Here is a 16,714-nt window from a genome sequence, read left to right on the forward strand (position 1 = left end):
CGGTCCGGCCCGGGCGACCGTCTGAACCGCCTTGAGGGACCGTCTGATCCGCGCCCGAGGTACCGGCTCAACCCGCCCGGAGGGACCAGCTCACCCCGCCCCCGAGGGCTCAGTGCGGGTTCTGGATCACCGAGAACTCCGCGCCCTCCGGGTCCGCCACCGTCGCCACCCGGCCGTGCGGGCTGTCGTGCGGCTGCCTGATGAGGCGGCCGCCGAGGTCCGCGACCTGCCGTACCGTCGCGTCGGCGTCGGCGACCTCGAAGTACGTCTGCCAGTGCGGCCCGCGATCGCGGGGCAGGGCATGGCCCACACCGTGCAGTCCGGCCACGGGACGGCCGGCGAGGTGCAGGGTCACGTAGTCGAAGTCGGCGGACACCACCGGCTCCTGCTCGTAACCGAACACCGTCGCGTAGAACTTGGCGACGCTCTCCGTCTCGAAGGTCACCAGCTCGTTCCAGGCGGGCGTCCCGGGGACCCCGGTGATCACGGTGGCGAGGTGCCTGGCGCCCTGCCAGATGCCGAACACGGCGCCGGAGGGGTCCGCGGCGATGGCCATGCGCCCGGCCTCGGCGGCGTCCAGCGGACCGACCGCCACCGTGCCGCCGCACTCCCGCACCGTGTCGGCCGTCTGGTCCACATCCTCCGAGGCGAGGTACGGCGTCCAGGCGATCGGCAGCCGACGGTCCGGCGGCAGCTGGCCCATGCCCGCCACCTCGTGCCCGTCCAGCACCGCCCGCACGTACGGGCCGAGCTGCTGCGAGCCCGGGCGGAACTCCCAGCCGAACAGCTCACCGTAGAACTCCTCGGTGGCGGCCAGCCCGTGCGCCATCAGGCTCACCCAGCAGGGCGTGCCGGGCGCACGCCGCGCGTGCGGGCCGGCCGGCTCCCGTGCCTCGGTCATCGATCACTCTCTCCCCGGCCCCTCACGGTGGCCGTGTCGCTTCCGCTCCCCGGAAGGGGTGTCCACGCCCGGCTGCGGGTACGCCCGTGCCGGTTGCCCGCATCCTCCACGCCGCAGCGGGCCGTAGCGCGCCGCCGCTCGGCGACACCTCCGGGAGGATGCCCGATCTGCCGCCTTTCGTCGCTTCCTGACGACGGCCGGCAGGTGTCGGCCGGTTGTACAGCACGTGCTCGATCCCGTACGCCTCGTGATCGAGCGCGTCCGGCCGAGCAGAGTAGCCGGACCTGGACGCCGCGGCCACCCCTGGCGTATGCATGGACGCCATGACAGCCATCATCACCGCATCCGATCTCGCACACGAGCTGACCGGGGACCGCCCGCCGGTGCTGCTGGACGTGCGCTGGCAGCTGAGCGTGGCGAAGGCGGCGGGCGCGCCGGCCTTCGACGGGCGGGCCGAGTACACGTCCGGGCACATCCCCGGCGCGGCCTTCGTCGACCTGGACCGGGAGCTGGCCGGCCCGCCCGGGGAACGGGGCCGGCATCCGCTGCCGGACATCGAGGAGTTCGGTGCGGCGATGCGCCGCGCCGGTGTGTCGGCCGAGCGCCCGGTCGTCGTGTACGACGGCGGTCAGGGCTGGGCGGCGGCTCGCGCGTGGTGGCTGCTGCGCTGGACGGGTCACCCGGACGTGCGGGTCCTCGACGGCGGATTGCCGTCCTGGGAGGGGGAGCTGTCCACCGGGGTACCGGAGGTGGCCGAGGGCGACTTCCAGCCGGACCCGGCCGCGGCGGGGCTGCTGGACGCGGACGGTGCCGCGGCCCTGGCCCGGGTGGGCGTACTGCTGGACGCACGCGCGGGGGAGCGGTACCGCGGTGAGGTGGAGCCGATCGACCGGATCGGCGGGCACATCCCGGGCGCGGTGTCGGCGCCGACGACGGAGAACGTGGGCCCCGACGGCCGCTTCCTGCCCGCGGCGGAGCTGAGGGACCGCTTCAAGGCCCTGGGTGTCTCCGGGGACACGGAAGTGGGCGTGTACTGCGGTTCGGGCGTCTCCGGCGCCCACGAGGTCCTCGCGCTCGCGGTGGCCGGCATTCCGGCGGCCCTGTACGTCGGTTCCTGGTCCGAGTGGTCCTCGGACCCGTCCCGGCCGGTGGCGGTCGGCGCGGATCCGCAGTAGCGGCAGCCGGAAGAAGGGGCACGCACGCGGGCGGGCGCAAGAGGAGGCACGCACGCGTGCAGACGTACAGCGGGCACGTGAGCGCGCAACCGGAAGTGTGGGCACGCATGCGTGCCCACACTTTTCCGTTTCCGTACGGGCGGTTACTCCTGCTTCTTGCGGCGCGTGCCGAACACGATCTCGTCCCAGCTCGGCACCGCGGCGCGGCGGCCGGGGCGGACGCCGTCGGCCTCGGCCTGGCGGTCGGTGGCGCCGATGAGCCGGTCGCGGTGACTGCCCACGGAGCGGGGCATGAGGACGTCCGCGTAGGCCGAACCGGCCGAGGCGGCGGGGGCCGGCGGTTCCTCGGCGGCCGGTTCGTCGGTGGGCTCCTCCGGAGTCTCCGCCGGGCGCTCCGGAACGACCAGGTCGCCCCGGAAGCTCGGTACCGCCTCCAGCAGGCTGGTCAGCGAGTCGCGTTCGCCCGTGCTCTCCTCGGCCGGCTCGGACGGCTGCGCGGGCAGGCTCGGCCGCTCCCGCTCACCCCGGTCGAGCGCGCGGTCCATCGAACGCTCGCGCGGGAGACGCGCGATGCGGGGGACGAACGGGAAGCTCGGCTCGGGCACGGCGAGGTCGTCGGACTCGCCGATCAGTGAGCGCGCCTCGTCGTCCACGGCCTGTACGAGCCGCCGGGGCGGGTCGTACGTCCAGCTCGCCGAGTGCGGTTCGCCCGCGACCCGGTAGACGAGGAGGACCTCCCAGGTGCCGTCGTCGCGGCGCCAGGAGTCCCACTGCACGGTGTCCTTCTCGGCGCCGCGCAGCAGCAGCCGCTCCTGGACGGCCTCACCGAGCAGCGGGCCGGAGTTCTCGCCGGGGCGGCGGACCGGGGTCTTGCGGGCGCGCTCGGCCATGAAGGCGCGCTCGGCCAGCACCGGGCCCTCGAAGCGCCGTACCCGGTCGACGGGGATGCCGGCGAGCTGGGCGACCTCTTCCGCGGTGGCACCCGCACGTATACGCGCCTGGATGTCACGCGGGCGCAGATGGCTCTCGACCTCGATCTCGATCTGGCCGAGGCGCGGCCGGTCGCCGCGTACGGCGGCGCGCAGCCGTTCGTCGATCGGAAGGGTGTACTCCGTTGCGTCGGCAGCCTTGAGCACCAGCCGTGTGCCGTCATTCGAGACGGCCACGACACGCAGTTCGGGCATGGGGACCTCCCGGGTGGTGCCTGCCGACGTCACGTGCGTCGCTGCTTCCGCTAGTCGAGTGTGGCCTGCCCGGGTGCAGCCTGCCACAACCTTGCCGAGTTGCCCGGCGTGTCGGGCACGGGCCCTGGGCCGCCGTTATGGCACGGTTACCTGTTCGCAACGCTAAGTGACCAAATCCGTCACCCTGTGCAACGAGCCCCCCTCCCGGCGGTCCTGCAAGGCCGCGGACACCCTGGTGGGAGACCGGACCCAGGGCTCGCAACAGTACTCCATTTGGACCATGTGCGTGGATGGGCGCGCCGCCCAACTTCTCGCAAGGCTTGCGACTTGGCCCCCGGCAACCGGTTTCGCCGATCATGAACGTGGCGAAGTTCACGCAATCCACAGAAACGGAACTAATGGTTTCTGCTGTACGTCCCTATCTCATGCAGTCGATGGACCAATGTCGAGCAAGTGCGGGAAAGGCGGGGAAGTTCCGGGTATGCGTGAAACGCCCGACGTGGGTCGCAAGCGGATCGACCTGAGCGTCCCCCAGGTCGCGGGCAGCGCCCTGGCCGCTGTCGTGGCGGCCAAGATGGCCTCGTATTTCGGGGTGTACGGCACGATCCTCGGCGCCGGGGTCGTCAGCGCCGTCGCCACCTGCGGCGGCACGCTGTTCCAGCACTTCTTCAGGCGGACCGGGGAGCAGCTGAGGGAGGCGACGGTCGCGGGCCGGCCCAGGGACCAAGTGCCACTGCCGCCGGGCGAGTTCACCGAGGGGACCGTCTACCGCGCGCGTGTGAGGAGCTGGCGGCGGCCCGTGGTCGCGGCCGCCTTCGTGTTCGGGGTGACCATGGCCGGCATCACGACGTATGAACTGGTGTCCGGCAGCAGCTTCAGCGGCGGCTCGGGTACGACGGTCAGCGACGCGGTGACCGGACGGGGCTCGTCCTCCTCCGGCACGTCCGGTTCTCCCACCGAGTCCAGCCAGGCACCGGGTCCTTCGGGTGCGCCGTCCCGTGGGCACGCGCCCGGCGCCGGAGGCGATGCGGCCCGCAGCGCGACGCCGACACCGGGCGACTCCCCGGGCGGGGAGCCGAGCGACGGTCCCAGCCCGTCCCCGACCCCCACGCCCAGCGGGTCCGCCGTGGCGCCTACGACCCCAGAACCCTCCGCAAGTAGTCGTTCTGGAACAGCCGTTCCGGGTCAAGCCGGTCCCTCAGCGCAGTGAACTCGCCGAAGCGCGGGTACACGCGCGTGAAGTACTCGGCGTCGCGGGTGTGCACCTTGCCCCAGTGCGGCCGGCCCTCGTGCGCGGTGAAGATCCGTTCGGCGGCGGTGAAGTAGGCCTGGTAGGGCGTGCCCCGGAACATGTGGACGGCGACGTAGGCGCTGTCTCGGCCGGAGGCGGTGGACAGGGTGATGTCGTCGGCCGGGGCGGTGCGCACCTCGACGGGGAAGCTGATCCGCAGCCCCGAGCGGTCGACCATGGCTTTCAGTTCGCGCAGCGTCTCCACCAGGGCCGCGCGCGGGACGGAGTACTCCATCTCCACGAAGCGCACGCGGCGCGGCGAGGTGAAGACCTTGTAGGGGATGTCCGTGTACGTCCGCGCGGACAGGGCCTTGCTGGAGATCTGCGCTATGGCGGGAATGGCCGCCGGGGCGGTTCGGCCGACCCACTGGGCCACCTGGAAGACGCCGTTGGAGAGGAACTCGTCCTCGAACCAGCCGGCCAGCTGCCCCACGGGCTGTTCGGGACCGGCGCTGCGGTTGTTCCGCTTGGTGTTGGTGTTGCCGGTGTGCGGGAACCAGTAGAACTCGAAGTGCTCGTTCTCCGCCCACAGTTGATCGAACTCGGCGAGGACCCGCTCGAACGGCATCGGCTCCTCGCGCGCGGTGAGCAGGAACAGCGGCTCCACGGCGAACGTGATCGCGGTGACGACGCCGAGGGCACCGAGGCCTATTCGGGCGGCCGCGAAGACGTCCGGGTTCTCCTTCTCGGAGCACGTCAGCACCGAGCCGTCCGCCGTGACGAGCTCGAGCCCTTTGATCTGGGCGGCGATGGAGGCGGACTCGCGGCCCGTGCCGTGCGTGCCGGTGCTGGTGGCCCCGGAGACGGTCTGCTCCATGATGTCGCCCATGTTGGTGAGCGACAGGCCCTCGCGCGCCAGTGCCACATTGACTCTCTTGAGCGGTGTGCCGGCCTCGACCGTGACCGTCATGGCGCTCCGGTCAATGTTCCGGATACCGGTCAACAGTTGAGGACGGATCAACACTCCATCGGTGGCCGCGATCGACGTGAAGGAATGGCCGGTTCCGACCGCCTTCACCTTCAGGCCGTCCTCGGCGGCCCGGCGCACCGCCGCGGCCAGCTCCTCCACCGACGCCGGCGTGACCTGCCGGGCGGGCCGGGCGGAGACGTTCCCGCCCCAGTTACGCCACGTGCCGTTCTTCCCGCTCGCTGTGCTGCTCAACGGTGCCTCCCCGACCCGCGGCCGGCCTGCGCAGCCGGCGGTACCCGAGGAAACCGACCGCGACCGCGACGGCCCCGGACACGGCCGGAACCCCGTACCCGGCCCGCGCCCCGGCTGCGTCGATCACCCAGCCGGCCACTGACGATCCGAGCGCGACCCCGACCGCGAGGCCGGTGCTCACCCAGGTCATGCCCTCGGTGAGCTGCGCGCGAGGTACGTGCTCTTCGATGAGGGACATCGTCGTGATCATCGTCGGTGCGATGGACAGCCCCGCAACGAACAGCGCCACGGCCAGAAGCGGCAGGTTTCCGACCAGTAGGAGGGGGATCATACTCACGGCCATCGCCGACACGCCCAGCAACCAGCGGCGTTGCGGCGCCCCGGTGCACCGCAGCAGCCCGAAGACCGCCCCGGCCACGCAGGAACCGGCCGCGTACAGCGCCAGGACCACGCTCGCCATGCCCTTGTGGCCGCGCTCGTCGGCGAAGGCGACGGTGACCACGTCCACCGATCCGAAGATCGCGCCGGTCGCAGCGAAGGTGGCCACCAGCACCTGCAGCCCGGCCGAGCGCAACGCCGTACCGCCGCCGTGGTGCGCGCGGGGGTGCGGCTCCGGCTCGGTGGCGCGCTGGGAGGTGAGCCAGAACACGCCGGTCGCCAGGAAGCACGCGGCAAGCAGCGGCCCGGCTTCCGGGAACCACGCCGTGGACAGTCCGATGGAGATGATCGGGCCGAAGATGAAGCAGATCTCGTCGACGACCGACTCGAACGAGTAGGCGGTGTGCAGCTTGTCGGTGCCCCGGTACAGCGCCGCCCAGCGGGCCCGGATCATCGCGCCCAGGCTCGGCACCGAGCCGATCCCGGCCGCGCACACGAACAGCACCCAGTCCGGCCCCTTCAGATGCGCGGCGAGCAGCAGCCCGGCCGCCGCCGTGAGAGCCACCAGGGTCGCGGGGCGCAGCACCCGGCGCTGACCGTGCTGGTCGACCAGCCGGGAGATCTGCGGCCCGATGGCCGCGGCGGACAGCGCGACGGTGGCCGACAGCGCGCCCGCGAGCCCGTACCGCCCGGTCAGCTGGGAGACCATCGTGACCACGCCGATGCCCATCATCGACAGCGGCATCCGGCCGAGGAATCCCGCGGCGGAGAACGCCCTGGTGCCGGGTTCGGCGAACAGGGCTCTGTAGGGGCTGGGCACGTGGTCTCCGAAGCGGCTCGGTAAGGCGCGAATGCGGCTGATACAGCTTACGGTCAGGGCACCCGGTTCCACCCCGGACGGTCTTGGAAAAAACCGGCATAAACCCACTGGAACCCGACTCGTCATCCCGCCGTTTCCCGGCTGTCAGTACCGGGTGGCAGGATCGAGTCATGCCAGACGCGCTCGATGCCACCCCGTACGACGCCCTGCTCCTGCTCTCCTTCGGCGGCCCCGAAGGCCCGGACGACGTGGTCCCGTTCCTGGAGAACGTCACGCGCGGGCGCGGCATCCCGAAGGAACGCCTGAAGGAAGTCGGGCAGCACTACTTCCTGTTCGGCGGGGTCAGTCCCATCAACGACCAGAACCGCGCCCTGCTGGACGTCCTGCGCAAGGACTTCGCCGAGCACGGCCTGGACCTGCCCATCTACTGGGGCAACCGCAACTGGGCGCCGTATCTCACGGACACCCTGCGCGAGATGGTCGCCGCAGGCCGCCGCCGCATCCTGGTGCTCGCCACCAGCGCCTACGCCTCCTACTCGGGCTGCCGCCAGTACCGCGAGAACCTCGCCGACGCGCTGGCCACGATCGGGGCCGAGGGGCTCCAGCTGCCGAGGATCGACAAGCTGCGGCACTACTTCAACCATCCCGGTTTCGTCGAACCCATGATCGACGGAGTGCTGCGCTCGCTCGCCGACCTCCCCGAGGACGTCCGCGAGGGCGCCCACATCGCCTTCACCACGCACTCCATCCCGACGTCCGCCGCCGACACCTCCGGCCCCGTCGAGACCCACGGGGAGGGCGGTGCCTACGTCGAGCAGCATCTGGACGTGGCGCAGCTGATCGCCGACGCCGTCCGCGAGCGCACCGGCGTCGACCACCCCTGGCGGCTCGTCTACCAGTCCCGCTCCGGCGCCCCGCACATCCCGTGGCTGGAGCCGGACATCTGCGACCACCTGGAGGAGCGGCACGCTCAGGGCGTCCCGGCCGTGGTCATGGCCCCGATCGGCTTCGTCTCCGACCACATGGAGGTCCTCTACGACCTCGACACCGAGGCCAAGGCCAAGGCCGAGGAGCTGGGCCTGCCCGTGCGCCGCTCGGCCACCGTGGGCGCCGACCCCCGGTTCGCCGCCGCCGTCCGTGAGCTGGTCGTGGAGCGCGCCACTGCGGAGCGTGGCCAGGAGGTCACCCCGTGCGCCCTGGGCGCGCTGGGCGCGAGCCACAACCTCTGCCCGATCGGCTGCTGCCCGGCCCGTGCGCCGCACCCGGCCGCCGCCGGCGCCGACAGCCCCTACGCGTGAGGAGACCCGTGACCGACGCCCTGCACCGGGAACTGCTGGAGCTGGCCCAGGTGGCCGCCCGCCGGGCCGGAGAGCTGCTGAGGGACGGCCGCCCGGCCGATCTGGCCGTGGCGAGGACCAAGTCCAGCCCGATCGACGTCGTCACCGAGATGGACATCGCGGCGGAGAAACTGATCACCGATCTGATCTCCGCCAGTCGGCCCGACGACGGCTTCCTGGGCGAGGAGGGCGCCTCCATCGACGGCACCAGCGGCATCCGCTGGGTGATCGACCCGCTCGACGGCACGGTGAACTACCTGTACGGGCTGCCGACCTGGGCGGTGTCCATCGCGGCCGAGCAGGATGGCGAGACGGTCGCCGGGGTCGTGGCGGCTCCGATGCGCGGTGAGACCTACCACGCGGTACGGGGCGGCGGTGCCTGGGCCACCGGCGCATGGGAGGGCGAGCGGGCGCTCGCCTGCCGGCCCGCGCCCCCGCTGGACCAGGCGCTGGTCTCCACCGGCTTCAACTACGTCGCCGAGGTCCGCACCCACCAGGCCGAGGTGGCCGGCCGGCTGATCCCCCTGCTGCGGGACATCCGGCGCAGCGGCTCGGCGGCGGTCGACCTGTGCGACGTGGCCTGCGGCCGGCTCGACGGGTACTACGAGCGAGGGCTGAACGCGTGGGACTTCGCCGCGGGTGACCTCATCGCCCGGGAGGCGGGCGCGCTGGTCGGCGGACGGCCCGGGAAGCGACCGTCGCGGGATCTGACGGTCGCCGGGTCGCCGGGGGTGTTCGAGCCGCTGCAGGGCTTGCTGGAGGAGTTCGGGGCGTGGCACGACTGAGCGGGGGCTGAGCGCCACCGCCACCGCCGGTTCCCCCGCCGCGGCTGAGCGCCGTTGCGGAAATAGAGCAGTACCGGCGGGCCGAGCGGCACCGGTGGCATGAGGCTGCCGAGAGGGACCGCCAGACGCAAAGGGACCCCGGCGCTGGATTCGCCGGGGTCCCTTCTTGCGCTTTCGGGCCGATCAGACGCGTGACGCGCCGACCTCCACACCGTGTTCGGCGGCGAGGCGTCGCAGGTCGTCGAGCTCTGCCTGCTCCACTTCGACGAGGAAGTCGTCACCCTCGTCACGAGCCCGCGACAGGTCGGACTCGGTCGCCCTTATGCGCTGCAGAAGTCCTGCGGTGAAAGCGTCCATGCTGCGCCCCCTCGTCCTGGGTCGTGGGTCGGTGGCACGGGGGTGTGCCGGTTGGGAAAGGGGCGATCACGTCTCTCACGGGTGCCCAGCGCTGCCCTGCTGGGCGGCGACGGTGCCGGACACCCGCGCCCACTCTGCGGAAGCGGATCGCGGAGTACCGCATGGTGCTGCGGCACATGCAGAGCGTGATCGCGGGGTGTAAAGCCGTCCTCCCCCCGCTCCCTCACCCGGAAACCTCAACCGGAGGAGAAAATCTCGTATTCCCGTCCCCGGGCGCTGATCCCTACGGTCCGCAACCCGTCTTACAGCCGACTTACGGCCGAAAAGGGCAGGATGGAGGTCACACCCCACGAACACCCCTGCCCGCGCGAGCCCACGGTGCGCTACGCGGGTGGACAGAGGAAGGACTTGCGACGTGCGCGTACTCGTCGTCGAGGACGAGCAGCTGCTCGCCGATGCGGTGGCCACCGGACTGCGCCGGGAGGCCATGGCCGTCGACGTCGTGTACGACGGTGCGGCCGCCCTGGAGCGCATCGGCGTCAACGACTATGACGTGGTCGTCCTCGACCGCGACCTCCCGCTGGTGCACGGCGACGACGTCTGCCGCAAGGTCGTCGAACTGGGCATGCCCACGCGCGTGCTCATGCTCACGGCGTCCGGCGACGTCAGCGACCGGGTCGAGGGCCTGGAGATCGGCGCCGACGACTACCTGCCCAAGCCCTTCGCGTTCAGCGAGCTGATCGCGCGCGTGCGCGCCCTCGGCCGTCGTACGAGCGTTCCCCTGCCGCCGGTCCTGGAGCGCGCCGGCATCAAGCTGGACCCGAACCGCCGCGAGGTCTTCCGCGACGGCAAGGAGATCCAGCTGGCGCCCAAGGAGTTCGCGGTGCTGGAGGTGCTCATGCGCAGCGAGGGCGCGGTCGTCTCGGCCGAGCAGCTGCTGGAGAAGGCCTGGGACGAGAACACCGACCCGTTCACCAACGTGGTGCGTGTGACGGTGATGACGCTGCGCCGCAAGCTCGGCGAGCCGCCCGTCATCGTCACCGTGCCCGGCTCCGGCTACCGGATCTGATCCCCGTGGCCGCGACCCCCGCGCCGCCCCAGGCGCCACCGAAGCCCACCTGGGACCCCAGCAGACCGCAACCGCCCTTCCCGTGGCTGCGCCCGACCATCCGGATACGGCTCACGCTGCTGTACGGCGGCATGTTCCTGATCGCCGGCATCCTGCTGCTGTCGATCATCTACCTGCTGGCCGCACAGGCGATCAGCACCGGCAACCAGCCGCTGTTCAAGATCGTCAGCTTCGACAATCTCAAGGTCTCCAGCAATCAGTGCCCGGCGATCAACACCACCAGCCTGCCGCTGTCGGACTTCAACGACGCGATCGCCCACTGCGTGGACCAGCAGCGCCAGGCGGCTCTGGACAACCTGCTCAGCCGCTCGCTGCTGGCCCTGCTGGGCCTCGCCGTGATCGCCTTCGCGTTCGGCTACGCGATGGCCGGCCGCGTGCTGTCCCCGCTCGGCAGGATCACGCGCACCGCCCGCGCGGTGGCCGGTTCCGACCTGTCCCGCCGGATCGAGCTGGACGGCCCGGACGACGAGCTGAAGGAGCTGGCGGACACCTTCGACGACATGCTGGAGCGGCTGCAACGGGCCTTCACCGCCCAGCAGCGCTTCGTCGGGAACGCCTCCCACGAGCTGCGCACGCCGCTCGCGATCAACAGAACGCTCCTCGAGGTGCACCTGTCGGACCCGAACGCACCGGTGGAGCTGCAGCAGCTGGGCAAGACGCTGCTGGCCACCAACGAGCGCAGCGAGCAGCTCGTGGAGGGCCTGCTGCTGCTCGCCCGCAGCGACAACCAGATCGTCGAGCGCAAGCCCGTCGACCTGGCCGAGGTCGCCACCCAGGCCATCGACCAGGTGCATGCGGAGGCCGAGGCCAAGGGTGTGAAGATCCGCGGCGAGCGCAAGCCGGTCGTGGTCCAGGGCAACGGCGTCCTGCTGGAGCGCATCGCGCTGAACCTGGTGCAGAACGCGGTCAGGTACAACGTGGCCGAGGACGGCTGGGTCGAGGTGACCACCGAGGTCCAGCACGGGCAGGCGGTGCTGACCGTCACGAACACCGGGCCGGTGGTGCCGGCGTACGAGATCGACAACCTCTTCGAGCCCTTCCGGCGACTCCGTACGGAGCGCACGAACAGCGACAAGGGCGTCGGCCTCGGCCTGTCCATCGTCCGGTCCGTGGCCCGCGCACACGGCGGCCACATCGGGGCGCAGCCCCGCGAGGGCGGCGGCCTGGTGATGCGTGTCACCCTGCCGCTGTGATCCGGAACCGACACACGCGGCGCCTGTTCGCTGTGCGCGAAATTTTTCTGCCGCCGAATGGGCTGCTCGCTGTGTGATCAATCACATGGACGGATTTCCAGCCATGTACGTTCTGTGATCATGACAGATGACGGAAAGCCGGGAAAGTCCTGGTTTTCAAGGCTCTTGATCACGGGAAGTACACGGTGAGGCGCCTTTGAGGTGCGGCATTCGAACCGTGTACGGTCCTCACCGCCAGCCAAGCCGATCACTCTCGAGGGATCGGGTTGGGTGTCGATTGAGTAACAGACCTTGATGTGAGGCAAAATCTCCGCCTCAGGTCGGGCACAAGTCCGGCCTCTCACGCGTTACGTGCGCTGGAGACACCGCAGACACCCAGAGGGGGAGAGCGATATGGCAACCGATTACGACACTCCACGCAAGACCGACGACGACGTCGACTCGGACAGCCTTGAAGAGCTGAAGGCCCGGCGGAACGACAAGTCCACCTCGTCGGTGGACGTCGACGAGTTCGAGGCCGCCGAAGGCCTCGAACTGCCCGGCGCCGACCTCTCGAACGAGGAGCTGGCCGTCCGGGTGCTGCCGAAGCAGCAGGACGAGTTCACCTGCATGAGCTGCTTCCTGGTGCACCACCGCAGCCAGCTGGCCCGCGAGAAGAACGGTCAGCCGATCTGCCGCGACTGCGACTGAGGACGGGTCGGCCGTGTCTGGCTCGACCCCTCCACGGAAGCGCCGCTTCTCCCTCGGGAAGGCGGACGAAGGGCCGTTGGACGGCTCGCACGGCGCGCGTGACGACGAGCGGGGCTCACCGGAAGCGGTGGCCCCGCTCGAACCGGCGACACACCGGGCAGACCACCCGGCGCCGGTGCGGCAGCCCGCGCCCGTCGCTCGGCGACGGGCGGCGGTGATGCGTGACAGAGCCCGGGACCTGGCCCGGGAAGGGGCCCGCAGGGGCGGCAGCCGCGCTCGCGCGGGTCTGGCCTACCTCGCGGACCGGATCATCGAGATCGCCCCGCGTGTCCCCGTACGCGACCTCGCGACCCTGCGCAGGCAGTTCCCCGGCTCGGGGCCGGAGGAGCTCGCGGACAAGCTGGTGGCGGGGGCGATGGCCGGCACCTCGACGGTCGGAGCCGGGATCGGGGCGGCGGCGATGCTGCCCGTGCCGCCGGCCATGCCGACCGAGCTGGCCGCGGAGATCACCGGGGTCGCGGCGATCGAGCTGAAGCTCATCGCCGAGCTGCACGAGGTCTACGGCGTACGGCCGCCCGGAAACCTCAAGACCCGAAGCACCGCGTATCTGTCCTCCTGGTCGGGGGAGCGCGGCATCGACATGATGAAGCCGGCGACGTACGACGCGGCCCTCGGCGGCCGCATGAAGCGCGAGCTGCGCCAGCAGATCATGAAGCGGATGGTCCGCAACCTGCCCAACCTCATGCCGTTCATGGTGGGCGCCGCGGTCGGGGCGGTCCTGAACCGCCGGGACACCAGGAAGCTCGCCGAACGCATCCGGGCCGACCTCCGCAAGGTCCAGGTCCCCTGGGAGGAGCTGGAAGAGCTGCCGCCGCTGGAGAAACCGGCCGAGCCGCTGACGCTGGGCGAGCTTCCCGACGAGGTCTAGGCGCCCGCCGCGGCCCTACGCGTTCGCCTTGCGCGCCGCATCGATCGCCGCCGCCAGCCTCTCCGGCTCCCGCGTGGACAGATACAGGTACGGCGTCGGGTCCTCGGGGTCGGTGACCTCCACCCGCAGCGCCGTCGGGATGTAGGCGCGCAGCAGCAGGAACGCGCGGGTATCGGCCTTGTACGTCCGCCAGGCCCGGGCCTCCTCCGGGTCCAGCACCTCCGACCCGCCCAGCGCCGACACCGGGATCCTCGCCTCGCCCGCGATCAGCGAGTCGCCCACGACACGGATGCGCGGGGAGCCGTACGCGCTGGCGACCACCGCCGCCGCGGCCGTACCGCCGACCAGACCACCGAGCAGCGGCAGGGTGCCGAACGGGAGCAGGATCAGGGCGAACGAGACGCCCACGAGGAAGCTGATCAGCCACCACGAGCGGGGGGCGGTGAGGCGTTCTTCGTAGGGGGTGGCGGAGAGCTGCATGGAGCCAAGCTTGGCACGGGATCCGAAACTCCCCGACGCGCGGGTAAGGTCTGCGCCTGTGAGTGGTAGTTCCGCAAGCCTTCAGCCCCCTGCCGACGCGGTGAAACCGGTACGGCACCCCGACGCGCCCGCGCCCGGGGAACTCCTCGGCGCCCACTACGAACACTGTTTCGGGTGCGGCCCCGGGCAGTCGCACGGGCTGCACCTGGAGGCCCGGGCCGGCGAGGGCGTCTCCCTGACCGCCGAGTTCACCGTCCAGCCCGCCCACCAGGGCGCCCCGGGCCTCGCGCACGGCGGAGTGCTGGCCACGGCCCTGGACGAGACGCTCGGCTCGCTGAACTGGCTGCTGCGCACCATCGCCGTCACCGGCCGGCTGGAGACCGACTTCGTGCGGCCCGTCCCGGTGGGGACCACGCTGTACCTGGAGGCCGAGGTCACCGCCGTCGCCGGACGGAAGATCTACTCCACCGCCACCGGACGCATCGGCGGCCCCGGCGGGCGGGTCGCCGTGCGCGCCGACGCCCTCTTCATCGAGGTCAAGGTCGACCACTTCATCGACCACGGCCGCGAGGAGGAGATCCAGGCGGCCATGAGCGACCCGGACCAGATCCGGCGCGCCCGCGCCTTCGAGGTGAACCCGTGAGCCGTAGCCCCCTCGACGTGCTGATCCGGCGCGTCGACCCCGACGTACCCCTTCCGGCGTACGAGCACCCCGGGGACGCCGGGGCCGATCTGCGCACCACCGAGGCCTGCGAGCTGCAGCCCGGGGAGCGGGCCGTACTGCCCACGGGCGTGTCGATCGCCCTGCCCGAGGGATACGCGGCCTTCGTGCACCCACGCTCCGGCCTCGCCGCCCGCTGCGGTGTCGCCCTCGTGAATGCCCCAGGGACGGTTGATGCCGGGTACCGTGGGGAGATCAAGGTGATCGTGGTGAATCTCGACCCGCGCGCGTGCGTGCGGTTCGAGCGCTTCGACCGGATTGCCCAACTGGTCGTCCAGCAGGTCGAGAGGGTCCGCTTCCAGGAGGTGGCGGAGCTTCCCGACTCGGCGCGGGCCGAAGGGGGCTTCGGGTCCACCGGTGGCCATGCCGCGGTGGGCGGCGAGAGCGGCACAAGCGGTCGGGCCGTCGATGGCGGTTCGACGGGTGGGAATCGATACGCTTCGGTCGTATCCGACCGGGAAGGACAGTGACGTGTTCGGACGTCGCAACAAGAAGGGTGCCGCCGAGGACGCGGCCGGCGAGGCCGAGCAGGTCGTCGACAGCGTCGACACCGAGGCGGACGAGGAAGAAGAGGGCGGGCGCGAGCGCGTTCGGCTGGAGCCCGAGCCCCGGCCCGACGGGCCGTGGGACAGCAGCGAGGTGCGCGATCCCGCCGAGGGCCGCGTCGACCTCGGCGGACTGTTCGTCCCCGGCGTCGACGGCATGGAGCTGCGCGTCGAGGTCGCCGGGGACGCCATCGTCGCGGCGACCGTCGTGCTGCGCGACAGCGCCGTTCAGCTCCAGGCCTTCGCCGCGCCCAAGCGCGAGGGCATCTGGGGTGAGGTCCGCGACGAGATCGCGGCCGGCATCACCCAGCAGGGTGGCATCGTCGACGAGGTCGAGGGCCCCCTGGGGTGGGAGCTGCGGGCGCAGGTGCCCGTGCAGCTGCCCGACGGCACCGGCGGCTTCCAGGTCGTGCGGTTCGTCGGTGTGGACGGCCCGCGCTGGTTCCTGCGCGGTGTGATCTCCGGGCAGGGCGCGGTGCAGCCGCAGGCCGCCGGCCTGCTGGAGCAGATCTTCCGCGACACGGTCGTGGTCCGTGGCGAAGGCCCGATGGCGCCCCGCGACCCGATCGTCCTGAAGCTGCCCAACGACGCGCAGATGGTCCCCGAGGGCGTCCAGCAGGAGGAGGGCTCGCGCTTCTCCGGCGGGATGGGGCAGCTGCAGCGGGGGCCGGAGATCACGGAGGTCCGCTAGGCGCTCCGCCTGGTTCAGCAGGGATGTACGGGCCGCGCCGTCGGGGCGCGGCCCGCTTTTCTGCGGGGTCCCGCCGTCGGGGCGGTGCTCCCTCGCCGGACATCGGCCCGCTGTGGATTGCCGCGCCGTTCCCCGCGCCCTTTCGGGGCGCCGCCCTGAGCGGTGATACTGGCGCCCGGTCCACGGGGGAGGCGGAATGGGCGGTCAGGTGGTCACCGACACCATGGTGCGCGTCGAGGACGTGCACAAGTCGTACGGGCGGGGGGCCGCGGCCGTGCATGCGTTGCGCGGGGTCTCGCTCGAGGTGCGGCGGGGAGAGCTGGTCGCGCTGAAGGGGCGCTCCGGGTCCGGCAAGACCACCCTGCTGAACATCGTCGGGGGTCTCGACACACCCGACCGGGGTCAGGTGGAGGTCGACGGTCTGCGACTCGGGGAGCTGGGGGAGAACGAGCTGCTGGGGCTGCGACGGGACCGGATCGGGTTCGTCTTCCAGTCCTTCGGGCTCATCCCGATCCTCACCGCCGCCGAGAACGTCGGCGTACCGCTGCGGCTGCGCCGGGCCGACCCGCGCGAGCGCGAGGAGCGCGTCGAGCTGCTGCTGTCCCTCGTCGGTCTGGCCGGGCACGCGGCCCAGCGGCCCGGCGAGCTGTCAGGCGGCCAGCAGCAGCGGGTCGCCATCGCCCGCGCCCTCGCCAACCGCCCGGCCCTGATCGTCGCCGACGAACCGACCGGCCAGCTCGACGCCGAGACCGGGCACGCCGTCATGGAGCTGCTGCGGGCCGTCGTCCGCAGCGAGCAGGCCACCGCGCTGGTCGCCACCCATGACGCGACGCTGCTGGACCTGGCCGACCGGGTGCTGGAGTTGAGCGACGGAGAGATCGTCGAGCACTGAACCGGCGCGTCACGGCGTCGTCATCAGGGTTGCGTCAAAGTTGCCCGCCGTCCGC

General features: G+C 71.6%; 18 protein-coding genes. 12 read left to right on the plus strand and 6 right to left on the minus strand.

Annotated elements, in window-relative coordinates:
* Positions 1–109: 109 nt before the first annotated feature.
* Positions 110–901 (minus strand): VOC family protein, encoded by a 792-nt coding sequence (locus AB0L59_RS31925; RefSeq protein ID WP_365590119.1) that lies wholly within the window; start codon positions 899–901, stop codon positions 110–112.
* 323 nt (positions 902–1,224) lie between these two features.
* On the opposite strand from AB0L59_RS31925, the gene AB0L59_RS31930 reads away from it, so the two are divergent.
* Positions 1,225–2,076, plus strand: coding sequence for a sulfurtransferase (locus AB0L59_RS31930; RefSeq protein ID WP_365590120.1), 852 nt, complete (start codon positions 1,225–1,227; stop codon positions 2,074–2,076).
* Between the two features lie 143 nt (positions 2,077–2,219).
* Here the strand turns inward: AB0L59_RS31930 and sepH are convergent, their stop codons facing one another.
* Positions 2,220–3,260 (minus strand): septation protein SepH, encoded by a 1,041-nt coding sequence (sepH, locus tag AB0L59_RS31935; RefSeq protein ID WP_365590121.1) that lies wholly within the window; start codon positions 3,258–3,260, stop codon positions 2,220–2,222.
* Between the two features lie 481 nt (positions 3,261–3,741).
* Here sepH and AB0L59_RS31940 point away from each other — a divergent pair, with 481 nt between their 5' ends.
* The gene (locus AB0L59_RS31940) at positions 3,742–4,470 is read left to right on the plus strand and encodes a hypothetical protein (RefSeq protein WP_365590122.1); all 729 of its coding nucleotides are present in this window, start codon (positions 3,742–3,744) and stop codon (positions 4,468–4,470) included.
* On the opposite strand, the gene AB0L59_RS31945 is transcribed toward AB0L59_RS31940, so the two are convergent.
* Together AB0L59_RS31945 and AB0L59_RS31950 are read right to left on the minus strand one after the other, a co-directional pair.
* Positions 4,394–5,713, minus strand: coding sequence for a D-arabinono-1,4-lactone oxidase (locus AB0L59_RS31945; protein WP_365590123.1), 1,320 nt, complete (start codon positions 5,711–5,713; stop codon positions 4,394–4,396). The genes AB0L59_RS31940 and AB0L59_RS31945 overlap by 77 nt on opposite strands.
* Positions 5,673–6,911, minus strand: coding sequence for an MFS transporter (locus AB0L59_RS31950; protein WP_365590124.1), 1,239 nt, complete (start codon positions 6,909–6,911; stop codon positions 5,673–5,675). Before AB0L59_RS31950 ends, AB0L59_RS31945 begins: the two co-directional genes overlap by 41 nt.
* Before the next feature lie 170 nt (positions 6,912–7,081).
* Between AB0L59_RS31950 and AB0L59_RS31955 the strand changes: the two genes are divergently transcribed.
* Entirely contained in the window at positions 7,082–8,209 is a 1,128-nt protein-coding gene (locus tag AB0L59_RS31955) for a ferrochelatase (RefSeq protein WP_365590125.1), read from the plus strand.
* A gap of 8 nt (positions 8,210–8,217) precedes the next feature.
* Positions 8,218–9,033 carry an inositol monophosphatase family protein gene (locus tag AB0L59_RS31960; RefSeq protein ID WP_365590126.1) on the plus strand — a complete coding sequence of 272 codons (816 nt, stop codon included), beginning with the start codon at positions 8,218–8,220 and terminating at the stop codon, positions 9,031–9,033.
* Positions 9,034–9,216: 183 nt separating this feature from the next.
* On the opposite strand, the gene AB0L59_RS31965 is transcribed toward AB0L59_RS31960, so the two are convergent.
* On the minus strand, positions 9,217–9,390 hold the full coding sequence (locus AB0L59_RS31965; protein ID WP_023546087.1) for a hypothetical protein: 174 nt from the start codon (positions 9,388–9,390) through the stop codon (positions 9,217–9,219).
* A 415-nt stretch (positions 9,391–9,805) separates the two neighbouring features.
* Here AB0L59_RS31965 and AB0L59_RS31970 point away from each other — a divergent pair, with 415 nt between their 5' ends.
* The 4 genes from AB0L59_RS31970 to AB0L59_RS31985 all read left to right on the plus strand — a co-directional run bounded on the left by AB0L59_RS31970 (position 9,806) and on the right by AB0L59_RS31985 (position 13,330).
* Entirely contained in the window at positions 9,806–10,459 is a 654-nt protein-coding gene (locus tag AB0L59_RS31970; protein ID WP_360148195.1) for a response regulator transcription factor, read from the plus strand.
* 5 nt (positions 10,460–10,464) lie between these two features.
* Positions 10,465–11,712: a HAMP domain-containing sensor histidine kinase gene (locus AB0L59_RS31975; protein ID WP_365590127.1), complete on the plus strand. Its 1,248-nt coding sequence runs from the start codon at positions 10,465–10,467 to the stop codon at positions 11,710–11,712.
* Between the two features lie 393 nt (positions 11,713–12,105).
* Complete coding sequence (locus AB0L59_RS31980; RefSeq protein WP_003997302.1) at positions 12,106–12,402, plus strand: DUF4193 domain-containing protein; 297 nt, start codon at positions 12,106–12,108, stop codon at positions 12,400–12,402.
* Positions 12,403–12,415: 13 nt separating this feature from the next.
* On the plus strand, positions 12,416–13,330 hold the full coding sequence (locus tag AB0L59_RS31985) for a hypothetical protein (protein ID WP_365590128.1): 915 nt from the start codon (positions 12,416–12,418) through the stop codon (positions 13,328–13,330).
* A 15-nt stretch (positions 13,331–13,345) separates the two neighbouring features.
* On the opposite strand, the gene AB0L59_RS31990 is transcribed toward AB0L59_RS31985, so the two are convergent.
* Positions 13,346–13,810 carry a DUF3093 domain-containing protein gene (locus AB0L59_RS31990; RefSeq protein ID WP_365590129.1) on the minus strand — a complete coding sequence of 155 codons (465 nt, stop codon included), beginning with the start codon at positions 13,808–13,810 and terminating at the stop codon, positions 13,346–13,348.
* Positions 13,811–13,868: 58 nt separating this feature from the next.
* Here AB0L59_RS31990 and AB0L59_RS31995 point away from each other — a divergent pair, with 58 nt between their 5' ends.
* The 4 genes from AB0L59_RS31995 to AB0L59_RS32010 all read left to right on the plus strand — a co-directional run bounded on the left by AB0L59_RS31995 (position 13,869) and on the right by AB0L59_RS32010 (position 16,659).
* On the plus strand, positions 13,869–14,453 hold the full coding sequence (locus AB0L59_RS31995; RefSeq protein ID WP_365590130.1) for a PaaI family thioesterase: 585 nt from the start codon (positions 13,869–13,871) through the stop codon (positions 14,451–14,453).
* Positions 14,450–15,001 (plus strand): dUTP diphosphatase, encoded by a 552-nt coding sequence (gene dut / locus AB0L59_RS32000; RefSeq protein ID WP_365590131.1) that lies wholly within the window; start codon positions 14,450–14,452, stop codon positions 14,999–15,001. The genes AB0L59_RS31995 and dut overlap by 4 nt, the downstream gene beginning before the upstream one ends.
* A gap of 1 nt (position 15,002) precedes the next feature.
* On the plus strand, positions 15,003–15,767 hold the full coding sequence (locus AB0L59_RS32005) for a DUF3710 domain-containing protein (RefSeq protein ID WP_365590132.1): 765 nt from the start codon (positions 15,003–15,005) through the stop codon (positions 15,765–15,767).
* 196 nt (positions 15,768–15,963) lie between these two features.
* Positions 15,964–16,659, plus strand: coding sequence for an ABC transporter ATP-binding protein (locus tag AB0L59_RS32010; RefSeq protein ID WP_365590133.1), 696 nt, complete (start codon positions 15,964–15,966; stop codon positions 16,657–16,659).
* Positions 16,660–16,714: the final 55 nt, after the last annotated feature.

Origin of the sequence: Streptomyces sp. NPDC052109 (assembly GCF_040680195.1) — a bacterium.
In the GTDB taxonomy this organism is placed as follows: domain Bacteria; phylum Actinomycetota; class Actinomycetes; order Streptomycetales; family Streptomycetaceae; genus Streptomyces.

Bases quoted from the DNA above. Each gene is read 5' to 3' on its own strand.
- AB0L59_RS31930 (WP_365590120.1), top strand. From the start codon at position 1,225: ATGACAGCCATCATCACCGCATCCGATCTCGCACACGAGCTGACCGGG.
- AB0L59_RS31925 (WP_365590119.1), bottom strand. From the start codon at position 901: ATGACCGAGGCACGGGAGCCGGCCGGCCCGCACGCGCGGCGTGCGCCC.
- AB0L59_RS31940 (WP_365590122.1), top strand. From the start codon at position 3,742: ATGCGTGAAACGCCCGACGTGGGTCGCAAGCGGATCGACCTGAGCGTC.
- AB0L59_RS31965 (WP_023546087.1), bottom strand. From the start codon at position 9,390: ATGGACGCTTTCACCGCAGGACTTCTGCAGCGCATAAGGGCGACCGAG.
- AB0L59_RS32010 (WP_365590133.1), top strand. From the start codon at position 15,964: ATGGGCGGTCAGGTGGTCACCGACACCATGGTGCGCGTCGAGGACGTG.
- AB0L59_RS31980 (WP_003997302.1), top strand. From the start codon at position 12,106: ATGGCAACCGATTACGACACTCCACGCAAGACCGACGACGACGTCGAC.
- AB0L59_RS31990 (WP_365590129.1), bottom strand. From the start codon at position 13,810: ATGCAGCTCTCCGCCACCCCCTACGAAGAACGCCTCACCGCCCCCCGC.
- sepH (WP_365590121.1), bottom strand. From the start codon at position 3,260: ATGCCCGAACTGCGTGTCGTGGCCGTCTCGAATGACGGCACACGGCTG.
- AB0L59_RS31955 (WP_365590125.1), top strand. From the start codon at position 7,082: ATGCCAGACGCGCTCGATGCCACCCCGTACGACGCCCTGCTCCTGCTC.